At 44.2% G+C, this 13,787-nt stretch carries 12 protein-coding genes; 1 reads left to right on the forward strand and 11 read right to left on the reverse strand.

The window, feature by feature from the left end:
- Positions 1 to 69: 69 nt before the first annotated feature.
- The 5 genes from ACPD8L_RS02740 to ACPD8L_RS02760 all read right to left on the reverse strand — a co-directional run bounded on the left by ACPD8L_RS02740 (position 70) and on the right by ACPD8L_RS02760 (position 5,279).
- On the reverse strand, positions 70 to 1,077 hold the full coding sequence (locus tag ACPD8L_RS02740; protein ID WP_423941725.1) for a pirin family protein: 1,008 nt from the start codon (positions 1,075 to 1,077) through the stop codon (positions 70 to 72).
- Between the two features lie 5 nt (positions 1,078 to 1,082).
- Complete coding sequence (locus tag ACPD8L_RS02745; RefSeq protein WP_423941727.1) at positions 1,083 to 1,967, reverse strand: VOC family protein; 885 nt, start codon at positions 1,965 to 1,967, stop codon at positions 1,083 to 1,085.
- 3 nt (positions 1,968 to 1,970) lie between these two features.
- Complete coding sequence (locus tag ACPD8L_RS02750) at positions 1,971 to 3,398, reverse strand: amidohydrolase (protein WP_423941729.1); 1,428 nt, start codon at positions 3,396 to 3,398, stop codon at positions 1,971 to 1,973.
- Positions 3,399 to 3,497: 99 nt separating this feature from the next.
- Positions 3,498 to 4,811 (reverse strand): cryptochrome/photolyase family protein, encoded by a 1,314-nt coding sequence (locus ACPD8L_RS02755; RefSeq protein WP_423941730.1) that lies wholly within the window; start codon positions 4,809 to 4,811, stop codon positions 3,498 to 3,500.
- 9 nt (positions 4,812 to 4,820) lie between these two features.
- Positions 4,821 to 5,279, reverse strand: coding sequence for an SRPBCC family protein (locus ACPD8L_RS02760; RefSeq protein WP_423941731.1), 459 nt, complete (start codon positions 5,277 to 5,279; stop codon positions 4,821 to 4,823).
- A gap of 230 nt (positions 5,280 to 5,509) precedes the next feature.
- Here ACPD8L_RS02760 and ACPD8L_RS02765 point away from each other — a divergent pair, with 230 nt between their 5' ends.
- Positions 5,510 to 6,364, forward strand: coding sequence for a DUF2911 domain-containing protein (locus tag ACPD8L_RS02765; RefSeq protein ID WP_423941733.1), 855 nt, complete (start codon positions 5,510 to 5,512; stop codon positions 6,362 to 6,364).
- 48 nt (positions 6,365 to 6,412) lie between these two features.
- Here ACPD8L_RS02765 and ACPD8L_RS02770 read toward each other — a convergent pair whose 3' ends face one another.
- The 6 genes from ACPD8L_RS02770 to ACPD8L_RS02795 form a co-directional block, all read right to left on the reverse strand.
- Complete coding sequence (locus ACPD8L_RS02770; RefSeq protein ID WP_423941734.1) at positions 6,413 to 8,116, reverse strand: sodium:solute symporter family protein; 1,704 nt, start codon at positions 8,114 to 8,116, stop codon at positions 6,413 to 6,415.
- A 109-nt stretch (positions 8,117 to 8,225) separates the two neighbouring features.
- Positions 8,226 to 10,757, reverse strand: coding sequence for a PIG-L family deacetylase (locus tag ACPD8L_RS02775; protein WP_423941736.1), 2,532 nt, complete (start codon positions 10,755 to 10,757; stop codon positions 8,226 to 8,228).
- A 93-nt stretch (positions 10,758 to 10,850) separates the two neighbouring features.
- Positions 10,851 to 11,795, reverse strand: a complete 945-nt coding sequence (locus tag ACPD8L_RS02780) for a septum formation inhibitor Maf (RefSeq protein ID WP_423941738.1) — start codon at positions 11,793 to 11,795, stop codon at positions 10,851 to 10,853.
- Between the two features lie 34 nt (positions 11,796 to 11,829).
- A complete protein-coding gene (locus ACPD8L_RS02785) occupies positions 11,830 to 12,429 on the reverse strand; it encodes a Maf family nucleotide pyrophosphatase (RefSeq protein ID WP_293300242.1) in 600 nt (199 codons plus the stop codon).
- Positions 12,422 to 12,949, reverse strand: a complete 528-nt coding sequence (locus ACPD8L_RS02790; protein WP_421809269.1) for a KdsC family phosphatase — start codon at positions 12,947 to 12,949, stop codon at positions 12,422 to 12,424. Before ACPD8L_RS02790 ends, ACPD8L_RS02785 begins: the two co-directional genes overlap by 8 nt.
- Positions 12,933 to 13,694 (reverse strand): Rossmann-like and DUF2520 domain-containing protein, encoded by a 762-nt coding sequence (locus tag ACPD8L_RS02795; protein ID WP_423941739.1) that lies wholly within the window; start codon positions 13,692 to 13,694, stop codon positions 12,933 to 12,935. Before ACPD8L_RS02795 ends, ACPD8L_RS02790 begins: the two co-directional genes overlap by 17 nt.
- Positions 13,695 to 13,787: the final 93 nt, after the last annotated feature.

Genomic DNA, 13,787 nt, shown 5'->3' on the forward strand with positions numbered 1-13,787 from the left:
AAATAATTTTTAAAAATTTCACCTACATATGGCAAAGTTTATTGTTCTATTTCAGGCAAATAGGAATATTTACGAGTCTTTTTCCACTAGAGAGCCATCGGGATAAAGTGCAAATCTACCTCTGTGCTTATCATGCACATGGTCTGGATGGGGCCAAGGCCAACCCCCAAATTGGGTGAGCTGGTATTCTTCCATGGCCTGTTGGATTTCCTCTTGGGTATTCATAACAAATGGGCCATATTTGGCTACGGGTTCCCCAATAGGCTTTCCTTGGAGCATCAAGAAATGGGCTTTTTCTGCACCCACTTTAACCGTGACTTCTAGGGTAGAATCCAGAGCGATGCCAAATTTGGAGTTTACCTTGCGGTCTCCGATAAAGATTTCGGACCCTTCGTAAAAGTATAGGGTACGATTAGTGCCATTACTCGCTTTTGGTAGAGTAAACTGGGTATCGGCCTCTACCGAAATATTCCAAACGGCTACCTCATTTTCAGGATTGGACGCCCAGGAATCAGGGGCCGGGGAAAGGGCAGGAGTGTCTTTGTAGCCCCCCGCAATGATTTTTATTTGTACCCCGTTTTCTTTTACCATGGGAATCTCTTCGTGCCAAAGCATTTTAAAATGGGGATCCACAAACTTATTGGCCTTGGGTAGGTTTAACCAAATTTGAAACAGTTCCATGGGATTGTCCGTATCATCATGGAGCAACGGAAACATTTCGGAGTGTTGTACCCCTCTTCCTGCCGTCATCCACTGTACATCGCCTTCGCCAAACCTCCCGGCGGCTCCCAAAGAATCTGAATGATCACAATACCCTTTGTTCACCACGGTGATGGTCTCAAATCCACGGTGTGGGTGATAGGGAAAACCGGGTATGGTCTTACCATGGTACATGCGCCACTTTTGGGTGGGGTCAAAATCATTGCCCATATTTCTTCCCTTGAGTAGCTCAGGGTCGGGTCCCATTTCACCATTTCCATTGGGAAAATGGTCCAAATGGTATACGCAGAAGAGGAAGGGGTCCTGGGTGTGCCAAGGAAAACCCAACGGAAATGTATGTAAAATAGGATTGTTCATAATGATCAAGGTATTGCTGTATTGATTTCAATCCAGTACCCTTCCGGGTCTTGGATGTAGATTTGTTTAACGCCATCCGATCGGTCGGTAATGGAGTTTTTGTTTCCCGGCCAGTCATAAAAATCAATGTTTTTTGCCATCAGGTGTTCAATGAAACTTTCCAGGTCTTGGGTCGACAGACAGAGGTGCATGCTTTTATTCTTCGTAAATCCGTCCACATTTTTTTTGATGAGATGCAGCTGGGAGCTTCCGTGTATTTGAAACCATCTGAAACCAGGAGCCTTATCGGGATGGGGAATTTCGGTCAATCCAAATACATCCCGGTAAAAATCACCGGTTTCCATCAATTTATCCACGATGATGGAATAATGATCAAATGTAAAACCAAAATCAGGGATGTCTGCCTTGAATTGGGTCTGAAGATAGGTTTGTTCCCAGTTTCCATCCTTGTAACTGCCCACAGTAAAATTATAACTGTTCGCATCCACATATTCCCAATAATCCGTGACCTGTGAATCGCCATATTGATAGGTATAGACAATATCCTTGCCTTTTTGGGCCACGGTACCTTTGGTAACGCCGCCAAAAACATCAAACTCCCAAAAAATCAGGGATTGGGTTTGTGGGTCGTATTTTCTAATACCATGGTTTCTGTCACCGTAAGTGGTCTGCTCCTGATTGGTGAAACCCTTGCTGTGGGTTACCACCAAGGTTTGGCCCAAGTCATAGTCAAATGTGATTTCCTGCTTAAACTGGGAACCATCGCCCCAAGTACCCTCAGCTTTCCATGTTTTTCCCATCAGAGGTTCAAAAATGGAAAGTCCATTACTCTGGGCCTGCAAGTTGAAAAAGCCTGCGAGAAGCAGGCTTATACACATTGTTCTTTTCATTATCTATTGTCCTTGTATTGGAGGTGGGCCATCGATCATAGCCTCATATTTTTCATCTCCTTTACGGGTTTTGTATTCTTCTTTTACCTTATCCACCAATTTTGGATTTTCAAAAAGGTCCAACATGGTCATTCCCATGGCTTTGGCGGCATAGATCATTCCTTTGTGGCCAATGCTCATTCCACCGCAGGCCACAACGGCCCATGAGTGCCACGGGGTATCTTTTGGGGCAACAGTGACACTTAGGTTGATGTTGGGTACGTTCCAACTTACATCGCCCACATCGGTAGATCCACCACCGGGAAGCTCTTCGGTTTCCCGCAAGGGATTGATGTCGCTGTCCATGCCCACTTGGGGTTTTCCAGTGGCCTCCTGGATGGCTTTGCCATAGGCAATCTCTTCATCCGTATAGGTGATAGGGCCTAAAAGCTCCAAGTTTTTCTGCATGATTTCACCACCCGAACGGTTCACCAAGGTTTCATAAATCCCGGAAACCAACGAGATTTTATAATCCACATTGGCCATGATCGCGGCACCTTCGGCCATTTTCTTTACTTGTTCGTAGGTAGGAAGCATTACTTTTCTTTTAGGATCGCGAACCCGTACCCAAATTCGGGAATAATCGGGAACCACGTTCACTACTTGGCCTCCATCTTGTATATGATAATGGATTCTGGAGGTAGGTTTTATATGCTCCCTGTAATAATTGATTCCTGTGGTGTACAGCTCCAAAGCATCGGAGGCACTACGACCGTTCCATGGATCGGCTGAGGCATGGGCCGCCTGTCCGTAGAACTCCACAATAAAGTCAATCAAGGAAAGGCCGCTCTGTACATCGGCCTCTATGTTGGCCCCGGGGTGCCAGCTTACATTCACATCCACGTCGTCCCAAAGCCCGGCTTCCACCATCCATACTTTGGCAAAATATTTTTCTTCGGCTGGGGTCCCCAGGAATTTGACGGTACCTTTTATTTTTCCAGCTTCAATTTGTTCTTTGATGGCAATCGCGGCCCCCAAACTGGCAGCTCCGAACATATTGTGCCCACACCCATGTCCTGGTGCGCCTTCTATACGTGGGTCTTTGGTGGGGACCGTATTCTGTGACAACCCGGGGAGGGCATCAAACTCTCCCAAAATACTGATCACTGGTTTTCCCGAACCATAGGTGGCTGTAAACGCCGTGGGGATATTTGCCACACCACGGGTGACGTTCATTCCATTTTCTTCAGCATACTTGGCCAATATTTCGGCGGATTTTGATTCTTCAAAGGCCGTTTCGGCCAAGGCCCAAATGGAATCACTGATCTTGATAAGGTCATCCTTGTGCTGCTCTACGGAAGCAATCAAGGCTTTTTTGTTTGAAGTAAGTTTTTGTGCAGTTAGGTTCAATGAAATCAAACCTAAAAAGAGTAAGGTTGAAATTTTTTTCATTTTCAAAATGTTTGAGTCGGTTAAACATTGTCAACAACCTCAAGACCAATATTTAAGATGGCAAGAGATTGAACGAATTCTAAAAATACTGAAAATGCATCAACCTACCGCCTCTTTGTAGACTTTTAAACAGCGTTCGCGGGCCATTTTGTGATCGACCATTTTTGGAGGGTAGTTAAGTTCTTGTAATTCAGGAACCCAATGGTCAATATATTGCCTTTGTTTGTCGAACTTTTCAATCTGGGTCATGGGATTGAAAATCCTAAAATAGGGAGCTGCATCCACTCCGCTACCAGCGGCCCATTGCCAATTTCCTACATTGCTGGCGAGTTCGTAGTCCAACAATTTTTCAGCAAAATAGGCCTCTCCCCATCGCCAATCGATAAGTAGGTGCTTGCACAAAAAACTGGCTACGATCATCCGTACCCTGTTGTGCATATAGCCGGTGGCATTGAGCTCCCGCATACCGGCATCCACAAAGGCATACCCTGTGTTTCCCGTTTTCCACAGTTCAAATTCTGCTTCATTGTTTCGCCATTCAACCCGGTCATACTTGGGCTTGAAAGCTTTATTGAGGGTATGGGGATAGTGCCATAAAATCTGCATGAAGAATTCCCGCCAAATCAGTTCGTTCCAAAACACTTCGTTTTCTTCGGAAATGGCTTTTTGTACCATTTTACGGATGGAGACCGTGCCAAATCGCAAATGCGGACCCAATTTGGATGTGCCACTGGCCAAGGCAGGGAAGTTTCTGGTTTCTTCATAGTGTTGGATGAAATTTGGTGTGGCAGTGTAATCAAGAACTTTGATGGTAGATTCGGTAAAGCCAATGTCTTTAAGGCTTAGATTGGGCAGATTGTCTTCTTGCAATACGCTTTCACGAAGTAAGCTATAGGAGTCATGCCCATTGATATTTTTGGATGGATTGAAGTTTTCCTTCCAGCGTTTCATGTATGGTGTGTACACCACGTAAGGATTGCCATCATCCTTTACCACCTCATTTTTTTCGAATATCACCTGATCTTTATAGGTGTTGAATCCAATCCCATGCTTGTCCAGGAATGTCTTCACTTCAGCATCCCGTTTTAGGGCATAGGGTTCGTAGTCGTGATTGGTATGGACGGTATCGATTTCATACTTGGAAATAAGCTCCTGAAAAACTGAAATGGGGTTGCCATGAAACAGGGCTAGACTTCCTTTGAATTGGGTTTGCAGGGCCTCCCGGATTTTTTGAAGTTGCTCGTGGATAAAGGTGACCCGGGCATCGTCTTTAGGAAGTTTGTCCAGTATTTCCGTATCAAAAATGAACACGGGAAGTACCGGGTGTTCCCCTTTTAGGGCATGGTACAGTCCTACATTGTCGTCCAATCTTAAATCCCTCCGGAACCAAAATATGGTAATGGTTTTCATCATACCGTTGCATTAAATGCGCTTGAGTTCCAGTGCATTCTTGGTTTCTTGGACCTCTCCGAAAAGCTGGATGAGTTTTTGTTCCCGATATTTAAAAATATGCTGCAGTTGTTTTTTTATCCAAAATGAATGGGCCAATCTCCCCAAAATGCCAAAGGGAAGCTTGTAATCCACAATGTCTTCCATAACCGTCCCGTTCAAGGTTTCCCTTAAAAAATGCTTATGGTGCCAGAACACGTAGGGTCCAAAGCGTTGTTCATCAACAAAATAATCATTTTCGGCTACATGGGTAATTTCAGTGACCCATCTCACACTGGAAAAAGGAAAGGGTTTTACCTTGTATTCGATAATTTGACCGGGATACATGGGTCTATCGGCCCCACTTAAAATATGGAAACCCATACTACTGGGAGTAATCACTTTTAGATTTTTCGGATTTGATAAAAATTCCCAAGCCTTTGACTTGCTCACAGGGACTATTTGTAGAGCTCTTAGTTGATACACGGTTACTGTTTTAAATGTGATACAAAAATACAAAATGTTTAACTTTATTATAAATAAATTAAACAAAATATTTATTTGAGGTATGTTCATTTATCACCTTCATGTCATTTAGTGGCTATTTGTTTAGGAATTTCTTAACAAATGGGACATGTCTTTATATTTAGTTTTGTTCAGCTAACAATTAAAACACTATTCCTATGAAAAAATTTGCACTAGTAGTATTTACGGCATTGCTTTCGGTTTCCCTGCAAGCCCAGATACAGACACCTCAACCCAGTCCATCCTCCAAATTGGAGCAAACTGTGGGACTTACCAATGTAGTTGTTGAGTATTCCCGTCCCTCCATGCGTGGAAGGACCATTTTTGGGGATTTGGTCCCTTATGATGCTCTTTGGAGAACAGGAGCTAATAAAAATACCACTGTTACCTTTAGCGATGATGTTGTGGTTGAAGGGAAAGAATTAAAAGCCGGCACCTACGCCATCTTTACAAGACCAGGTGAAGCCGTTTGGGAAGTCATTTTCTATTCGGATTCAGAGAACTGGGGAACTCCCCAAGAGTGGGATGCTTCCAAGGTGGCTGCAACGGTCAAAGTGGAAGTCTACCCCATGCCCGTTCCCATTGAAACCTATACCATGATCATTGATGATTTGCATAATAATGGTGGTACTTTGGGCATCCTTTGGGAAAAAGTATATGTTGGAGTAAAATTTGTGGTCCCTACAGTGGCCAAGGCTACAGAAAGTATTGAGGCTGCTATGGCGTCCCCATCCAACTTAACGGCCAATGATTATTTTGCTGCCGCCTCCTACTACTTTAGTGAGGGCATGAATGTGGGCAAGGCCAAGGAGTGGATAGACAAAGCGGTTTCCATGGGTGATGGAAGTGCCTATTGGATGATGCGCGTTCAATCGTTGATCTATGCCAAGTTGGGAGACAAAAAAGGAGCCATTGAAGCTGCCAAGAAATCTTTGGTGGCGGCACAGGCGGCCGGTAACCAAGATTATGTAAAAATGAACAAGGACTCCCTAAAAGAATGGGAAACCGAATAGACATCCCTAAAAGGTTTTTGGAAGCCCACTTTATGTGGGCTTTTTTTATTACTCTATGGGGGAATTGCCCAAGAAGTTGTCAAAGACTTGTGTGATAAAGGCCAATATAATGACCAGCACACATCCAAAGGCATTGAGCCATAGGTAGGACATCCAATCCATGTACCATCCTATGATCACAATAATCTGGGTGACTATGGCCGCCACAAAAACTGCATTGCCTTTCACAAACTTGAAGAAAAATGCCAAGAGGAAAATACCCAATACATTACCATAAAAAATAGAACCTATAATATTCACCAGTTGGATAAGGTTATCAAACAGACTGGCCACACAGGCAATGGCAATGGCAATAATTCCCCAAAGTAGGGTAAAGCCCTTGGTGGCAAAAAGGTAATGTTTGTCATCCTTAGGGTTCTTATTGTTTCTTTTGTAAAGGTCCAATGCAGTGATGGTCCCCAATGCATTGAGCTCAGAAGCCGTGGACGACATGGCCGCGGATAGGATTACGGCTAAAAGTAACCCAATGAGCCCAGTAGGAAGGTTGTTCAATATAAAATGTATGAAGACATAATCCTTGTCATTGGTTTCCACCGTTGTGCTGGCCTTTTCTATAAGCTCTTTGGCGGTGTCTCTACTGGCACGCTCCTTTTCATTGATTTTGATGATATTCTGTTTGGCCTGCTGAATGGCATTATATTCCTTGAGCTCCAGTGCCGCTGAAAAGGCATTTTGGGCAATCCTTTTTTCCATCTCCAACTCCAAATGATCTTCCTCCAAGGCCTTGTAATCATCCAAATATTCCGATTCCATGACCGCTTCGGTAGCCGCTGGGTTAAAATTCAAGGGAGAGGGATTGTACTGATAGAAAACAAAGACCATGGCACCCACCAATAGAATAAAAAATTGCATGGGAATCTTTAGGATACCATTAAAGATCAGCCCCAATTGGCTTTCCCGAACCGACTTTCCCGATAGGTAGCGTTGTACCTGGCTCTGGTCGGTTCCGAAATAGGCCAGCGCCAAAAAGAAACCTCCCGTAATACCGCTCCAAAACGTGTATCGGTTGTTGGTATCGAACGTAAAATCCAGTATGTCCAATTTGTTGTTGGCCCCTGCTATTTTCAATGCCTTTCCAAAGGAAACATCCGTAGGGAAGGACCCCAAGATGAAGAAAAAGGCAAAGAACATCCCCATCATGATGATGAACATCTGCTGCTTTTGGGTAACACTTACCGCTTTTGTACCTCCAGATACAGTGTAAATAATGACAAGAATGCCAATAATGATGTTCAGGGTCCGTAGATCCCAACCCAACACGGCGGAAAGGATGATGGATGGGGCAAAAATGGTGATTCCCGCAGCAAGACCACGCTGTACCAAAAACAGAAATGCGGTGAGCGTCCGGGTCTTTAGGTCAAACCTTCCCTCGAGCATTTCATAGGCGGTAAAGACCTTCAGTTTTTTGTAAATGGGAATGAACACCAGGCAGATAACGATCATGGCCAACGGAAGTCCAAAGTAAAACTGCACAAAGCCCATTCCATCGTGAAATGCCTGGCCCGGTGTGGATAAGAAGGTTATGGCACTGGCCTGCGTGGCCATTACGGAAAGCCCAATGGTCCACCATTTGGCATCATTGCCACTTAAAACATAATCGTCAACATTTTTACTCCCACGGGTCTTCCATACGCCGTACCCAACAATAAAGAGCAATGTACTACCAAGAATGATCCAATCTAATAAGGCCATTAAGGTTTAATTATTTAGTATCATGATGAAATAAAAAATAAGGATATAGATCATATTCAAAAGAATGACAATGGTGTATTCCTTCTTCCAATCGAATTTAGTATTCATGTTATCCTTTGACATGACTTTCTTTTTTTACTTCATCCTTTTCCACGGAAAGCATATTGGCAAAAAGTTTGTAGGCTCCTGAAACCCCTGCCGGAAGTTCCCTGAAAAAACTGAGCCCTGTGTAAATATAATGACCTTCGCCATAAGGTGCCACCAAAAGACTTCCATTTTTAGGGGATTCGTCCTCATCGTGCATGGAAAGTACCGGGGTGAACTCCGAGCTCCATTCCGTGGGGAAATACAACCCTCTTTCCTGGACCCATCCATCAAAGTCACTTTCTTTAATGGTGTTGGGGAAGTTTACCAAGGAATTGTCGGGGGCAATAATGTCCACTTTGGCAGTCTCATCGGTCACACGGTCCCTGGACAGGGTAAGATCATAGGGTGCAATGTTCTCAAATTGTTCGGCCCAGCGTCCAGCGGTATTGTACTGCACGATCATATTCCCGCCATTTTTTACATAGTCGAATAAAATGGGTTGTTTAAATTTCAGGTCATCCACTACATTGTAGGCGCGAATACCCACAACAACGGCATCGTACTTGTCCAAGGATCCTTTTTGGATGTCACTGGGGTCGATGGGATGTACTTGGTAGCCAATTTGCTCCAAGCTTTCAGGAACTTTATCACCAGCACCCATGATATACCCAATATGTTCTCCCGATTTTTGAATGTCCATACGAACCACTTTTGCTTCCGAAGGCAATAGAATGGATTGCTTTGGAATATGTCCGTAAGTAATCTCCACAAGTTCCTTGCCATAGGTTTGGTTTCTGATGGTGACTATTGGGGAAATTTTCCCTTCACTTTCCGAGGAAGGCGGGGTAACGGTAAAGGTCACGGTTTGTTCCTGACCTTTTTGCGCAATGGAGAAAGGTATACTGGCCGGGGAGACCATCCAGCCCGAAGGGTGGTTCAGGCTTACCTGTCCTTTTAGGTTATCGGTTCCAGCTTGTACTTTTACCTGCACGGCTTTGGAAGATGCATCAGAAAAAATCAGGACTTTTTCATCGATTTTGGAAGTAGCCTTTGGCAAAACCACGAAAGGTTCATACAATTCCCCTTTATCCGGTTTTGAATAATGATGGACCACGTTTTTTTCAACATTGATGATCGTTCCATTGAAATCCAACACAAACTGGGCTTTAAAAGCACTGGGCGTTTCCGGTTTTCCAATAAGATTTTGATCCATTACCGTGTACATCCCCAACGTGCCAGGCTCATTTAACCAATATGGACTGGAGTATTGGGCCGTGTTGGGGACAGTGAAGTCCATGGTAAAGTCTTCCTTTTGGTTGTTTTGGAGTACCTTATTGGGTTGTATGGCAGCAGTGGCGCCAATAAGTTTTATCTCCTTGAGTACGATATGCTGTGAGCTACGGTTGACCACCTCCATATTAATTTTGGCCAAACTTCCCGGTGTAGTGGAGGCATTTTCGGAGTTGGCTTCCACATAGAGCCCGGAACAGGCAAGTATCAAATTTTTGAGTTCTTTGGATTTGATGGATTTCCAGTGTTCATCCTTTATCTTTTGTAGAAGTTGGTAGGCTTTTACCAAATCAGGCACATGCTTGGAAGGATTGGTGAAGTCAAAATTTTTCTCAATGGGATATAAAATATCCCCTATGGCCGCCCCACCTTTGATGCGCGACCAACTGGTGTCAATGCCATCAAAAAGGTTGGTGCCTGAAGGAAGATCACCTTTTAACAACTCCACATATTCATCGGTGGAACCTCTATCCGTGAGCCTACCAAAACCTTGGCAAAGGTGTTGGCTACTGGCCATGGCGGCTATTTCATTGTTGGAGAGACCTAGATTGGGATAATAGACCCCGACATCCAACTTCAACATTTTGGATTTATCGGCTTTTTCAAAATTTTCGGGACTGCCATAAAACCACCACGAAGTGTTGAAAAATACCCTTCTGGGTTGCCAGGTAGAGGTAAGGCTCAATTGCTCTTGGTAGGCATTTGGGTCATTGGCCAAATCAAAGGCTTCCATGCTCAACATGGCCGAAGAGGTATGATGTCCGTGTGTGGATCCCGGGGTTCGGTGGTCAAACCGATTGATGATCACATCAGGCTTTAGATTACGGATGGTCCAGACCACATCGCCCAATACCTTATCCTTGTCCCAAATTTTGAGGGTTTCCTTGGGATGTTTTGAGAAACCAAAATCGTTTGCGCGGGAAAACCGTTGTTCCCCACCATCTATACTTCGGGCAGCCAAAAGCTCTTGGGTTCTCAATACGCCCAACAGCTCCCTTAGTTCGGAACCGATTAAATTTTGTCCACCATCGCCACGGGTCAGGGAGAGGTATGCCGTTCTGGCCTTGTCGTGGTTGGAGAGATATGAAATGAGCCTGGTGTTCTCATCATCAGGATGGGCGGCAATATAGAGTGCAGTACCCAAAAAATTCAATTTTTGGAGATTGTGGTAGATTTCTGCTGAAGTAGGTTTGTCCGGTTTTTGGGCAATACCATTGGATAGGACTCCAATGATTGCCAAGGTGCAAACCAATAAATTACGCATAGTTTGGTTTTTGTGGTTTCCCAAATATAGAAAGTTTAGTAGCAGGGGTTGGCACTTTAGAACATCTTTAACAAGCCGCTCCCCAGTTGTTAATTATAGCCCCAAACTGTCGCGGAGCACCAAATCTTGATTGCTGTTCTGGCCCCAATATGCCGTGTTGATGGACTTCATTTTAGTGGCCTTGGTGGTCAGGACTTTGGCATTGGCCCCGAATCCGCTTTTGAAACTTTCCGTCCATCCCTGTATGGTATACGGGAACTCGGGAGAAAAATCAATTTGTAAAGTTCTGCCCAAACTGGGGTAAGTCAATGTATAGGAGGCCATTCCTTCATTGGACGAAAGTGAACCCACTGCATTATAGGCATCAATCTTTGTATGGCTCAAACGGAGATATTCCAAAGATGGAACAACCTTAATGTTATCAATGGGAAGGTCAAAGGGGTTAATCCTCAGTTTGGTCCAGACTTCATTTTCCAAGATAGCTTTGTCCAGACTTAATTTTTGGTCTGCCTCCTTTTCAAAATACGAATGGGAGGTGTATTCAAAAGTATTTCTGTTGTTGATTTGTGCGTAGACATGGCCACACCATTCCTGAACGGACAAACTGGTCTTTAAGGCATGCTGGTTGTCATGGACCGGATAAAAAGTACTGCTTAAGATGGAGTAGGGGTAGATACCCGTTAAAAAGTTTTTGGTGGCATTGAGTTTTAAGACCGATATATTACCAGGATTGTTATGGTCTGCCTTGACTTGTTTTTCGGGAAGGAATGGCTCGGTAACATAAATAAGGACTGCATTCCCATCCCGAAGTTCCCCATAACGTGCCTGCTCCAAGGTATAGGAAGTAATCTCAGCTTTGCCTGCGTACCAATAGTCCTTAAATTCATTGGAAAGTGGTTTCTTGGGAGCTACGGTTTCCAATATCACCTCCTCGTTGGAAACTAGCATAGCTTCTTCTGTGGAACCGGATTTCTGTTTACAGGAAATTGAGGCAACAAGAAAGGATAAGAGGGTAATAGTAGCGCGAATGGGTGTCATGACACTGGTTTTCAGTAAAGTTAAGCAACCCAACCTAAGAAACCATGTCCATTAACGTTTTGTAAACCAAATGGGTGGGGAGCCCCACTACATTGGTATAGGAACCCCGTATTTCTGAAATTCCCACCATGCCGATCCATTCTTGGATGCCGTAAGCCCCAGCTTTATCAAAAGGATGCCAGTTTTCAATATAAAAATTGATTTCCTCATCGGTAAAATCCATGAATTTTACCTCAGTGGTTTGGTTTACGATCTTTTGATTGGCTTTGGTGGTAAAACATACCGATGTTATCACTTGATGCCAATCCCCTGAAAGAGTGCGAAGCATGGAGAAAGCTTCTTCCTTGGTGGAGGCTTTGGCTAGAGAGGTACCGTTATGCCACACCACGGTATCGGAAGTCAGTACAATCTCGTTTTCCTTTAGCTCGGCCTGAAAGGGAACAGCCTTGAGTTCCGCTAGATAATCTGAAATTTCTTTTCCCTGTAAATGGTCGGGATAAACTTCGTCCACGGATTTGGGTCGTACCACAAAATCCAATCCCATTTCTTCCAAGAACATTTTTCGTCTGGGCGAACCGGAGCCTAAAATTAGTGTGTATGTTTTGAGTTTTGTATTGAGCGGGTTGTCAGTCATTTTCTGCACTGAAGTTATCGTTCCAATCCCCACGGACTTTAAGAACTTGTTCAATAATGTCCCGCACGCAGCCATCACCACCATTTTTATGGGAAACATAGTCGGAAATCGCCTTGACCTCCTGTACCGCATTTTGGGGGGAAGTGGCCACCGCCACTATCTTCATGGGGGGAATGTCTGGCATATCATCACCCATGTACAGCACATTTTTGGGGTCTATGTTGTAAATATCCAGATACTCTTCCAAGGGGTCTTGCTTGTGGTGCGCCCCCATATAAAAATCCGTAACCCCTAGTCCTTGAAGACGCTCCTTGACTCCTTCGTTGGTGCCTCCGGTAATGATACATACATTATACCCTTTTTGAATGGCGGTCTTGACTGCGTAGCCATCCTTTACGCTCATTCTGCGGAGCAGTTCCCCTTTTGATGTCACCAATACGGAGCCATCGGTAAATACACCATCAACATCAAACACAAAAGTGGTGATGCCGCTCAACAATTCCTTATAATTCTTTTTCATAAGCGTTTTCTATAGCTTCGCTGCACAAGGTGTAAAGTGCTATTTGGTTTTTGTTTTTCAGTAATTTCAAATGTTCTTGCATGCTCTTTTGGTCCCCTCTCCGAGCCGGTCCGGTCTGGGCCAGTTTCGGGGACATGGACTGTACTTTTTCCGCGGTTTCCTTGATTAACGGTTTCAATAGGTCGAAGGACAACTGGTTGTCCAGGCAAATTTCTTCCCCCACGCCAAATAGGTAATTGGTGAAATTATTGACAAAAACGGCTGCAAGATGCAACTTTTTTCGTTGGTCGGAATCTATTTGCTTCACATTATCCGATAGGCAATTGGCCAACTTTTTGAGAATCAATATGTCTTCATCACGGTTGCTCTCAATACATAGGGGAATCGGTTTAAAATCCATTATTTTCCCTTCTGTAAAGGTCTGTAAAGGATAAAAGACCCCTTTTCGTTCTGCCGCGATGGCATTTAGGGGAACTGCCCCAGAGGTATGGGCCACCACACCTTTTTTATGCGATAAGGCTTGGGAGACCTCCGCTATGGCATCGTCCTTGACGGCTATGAGATAGATATCGGCCTTCATAATGGAGGAAAAATCATGGGAAACGGAAGTCTTTTTCGAAAACCATTCCAAGCGATCATGGTTTCTACCCACAACCTGAACCACTTGGGCGCCATCTGTTTTGGCGAAGGCATTGAACAGATGCTTGGCAAGATTTCCGGTACCTAAAATCACAATGCTGAGCATGCCCAAAACTACAAATTTTGAACCGATGGGATACGTAAAGAATTAACAAAATTGTTTGATTTTTTGTGCATGCCACGAACAACTAAGTTGTAA

Source organism: Flagellimonas algicida, assembly GCF_049629585.1.
Lineage (GTDB): Bacteria > Bacteroidota > Bacteroidia > Flavobacteriales > Flavobacteriaceae > Flagellimonas.